Raw genomic sequence first — 2,318 nt, forward strand, 5'->3', positions numbered from 1 at the left:
ATCGGCTGGGTCGGCGGTGTTACCACCGCTTTCCCGCCTAAGAACCGTACGTGACAGATTTCCCGTCATACGGCTCAAGCATTTCATCACTTTTTCAAGCGGCACTCAGCGTAGATTTGCTGGCAGACACAGTGGACGTACCGCATATTGCGAATATCTTCTGTGCCCGCTTTGGACTTTGGCCTGAGACAGAAGATTTCTCTCTCCTCAGTCACGTCCATCGGCATACCGCAGTGGTAGCACAGACCTTTCTGGTTTTTCCAAATGGTCTTGAATTTGCCAGTGAGCCTGCGCATTCCCTTATCGAACTTTCTTTTTCGGAAATACTCCGTATCGAGGAACGGATTTGCAGTTGTTTTTACTTTGGTGTGCCGCACGATTGCCGTACTGTCCACCCGTATCAACTTCTTTTTATCCGTAGAGAACACCCAATTTTGGTTTTGAACTCGATGCCAGTACCTGGCCGAGATCCACCATTTATTCTTCTTTGGGTGCCGTCTCTTGGCCCACCGCCACAGCAGTTCGTACAGGACGTAATCCAGATGCGCGAACGCATAGCTCGCACATACGGACTGGTGGTAGTTGGTCCAACCTCGAATCTGTTCGTTCAACTTCATAATCAGAACATCCTGTTCCCACGCTTTTCCCCTGCGGAGAATCGTGTCCGAGAGGTTGGAAACAATGGCTTTCACAGCCTTCTTGGATGGCTTGATGATCAGCTTTTCGCTGTATTTTCTAAAGTTCCATCCAAGGAAGTCAAAGCCGTCGTCGATGTTGGTGACGACAGTCTTTTCTTCGGATAGTTCCAAACCTCTTTGCGCGAGAAACTCCCGGATGACTTCTTTGGCTTCAAGAGCCAGCTCCGGGGTTGCTGCTGTGACGACGAAATCATCTGCATAGCGCACAAAGTTCACCTTGTGGGCATTCTTGAATCGAATATCCACTTTGCCGAGCGCATTTGTGTGGAATCGCTCAACCAGCCGCTTTTCCATTCCATCCAGCGTCATATTCGCCAGGATGGGAGAAATAATGCCGCCCTGCGGGGTGCCTTCCTCTGTGGGAAAGAGTTCGCGCTGGTAGATGAACCCTGCTTTCAGGAACTGTTTCAGGATGCTCTTATCCATTGGGATATTTGCCAACAGCCAATCATGGCTGATGTGGTCAAAACAGCCCTTGATGTCACCTTCCAGAATCCATTTCGGAGAGATGTGTTTGCGTGAGAGCGCCGTGAAGAGATATTCACAGGCATCCTGCGCACACCTTCCTTTTCGGAAACCAAAGGATTTCCCATCTGCCGTTGTTTCCGCAACAGGCTCCAACGCCAGAGCGTAGAGAGCCTGCATAGCACGGTCGTACATGGTGGGGATGCCCAATGGACGTTTTTTCTTCTTGTCCTTCTTCTCAATATAAACTCTGCGGAGAGGACGCGCACGATATCCTTTATCTGTCAGCGACAGGACCGCTTTCATTTTCTTCGCCGGCGTGTTCCAGAGAACACCGTCCACGCCAGGCGTCCTGCGCCCGTCGTTGGTGACGACGCGCTTAACGGCCAGCGCTTTGGCGTAAAAGGAATGTGTCAGAAGATACTGAAGTCGTTTTACTGCGTTATAGTCGTTCTGCTGAGTTGCCTTGACAATCCTGACTTGTAGCCTGTTAACTTCCCGTTCAGCTCTGCACCAGTCAATGGATTTCCATTGTGCGCCGAGCTTTGCTTCGTCCGATTGCTTCTCAGAAGTTTTACCTTCCGTCGTTGAATACAAATCGTTCACAGGTATACCTCCAATCTTGCCATGAAATACCTGGAATAAGTCAGCGCCCTTTCGGGCCAGGGCAAATTTTGAACCCCTATGCTCCCCATTACAGTGAGCCATTCGCTTTTTATTCCCTCTTATGCCCTCTGCACCATTTCTTCCTCTTGCGAGGTCGATACCTTTATGAAAAGGAGTGCATAGGGGTTTCCACGTTCCACGTAATGCATAATTCATGAATGCCTTAGCCGCCATCTTTGAACCGGGAGGATTTGCGTCCATTTGCCTTGGGGTACTGAAAGGCCCCGCAGCCACCTCCTTCACCTTTTGGTGCAGGTGTGTCAGCCTTATTTCACCTGTTCCCTGTAACGATCCTTACGATGATTTACATTACATTCGACATAGCATTCTTTACCCTAACAGTACGTCCGCTTTTAGGCTGGCAGATTTCCCATATTGTCCTGTGAGCTTCCCAACGCTGGCTTTTGACCAGTGCAGGTCACAGTAGGGTTACTCCAAATGGATAGAGCAGCGTTTACACGCAATACATTACGCGACTTCGTGTCGCAC

1 protein-coding gene is annotated in these 2,318 nt (G+C 49.8%); it reads right to left on the bottom strand.

Translation table 11 applies throughout. The annotated features are described in order from the left end of the window. Positions 1-86 precede the first annotated feature (86 nt). Positions 87-1,769, bottom strand: a complete 1,683-nt coding sequence (gene ltrA / locus B5E67_RS15215) for a group II intron reverse transcriptase/maturase (protein ID WP_087385918.1) — start codon at positions 1,767-1,769, stop codon at positions 87-89. Positions 1,770-2,318: the final 549 nt, after the last annotated feature.

The organism is Faecalibacterium sp. An122, from assembly GCF_002160895.1.
Lineage (GTDB): Bacteria > Bacillota > Clostridia > Oscillospirales > Ruminococcaceae > Faecalibacterium.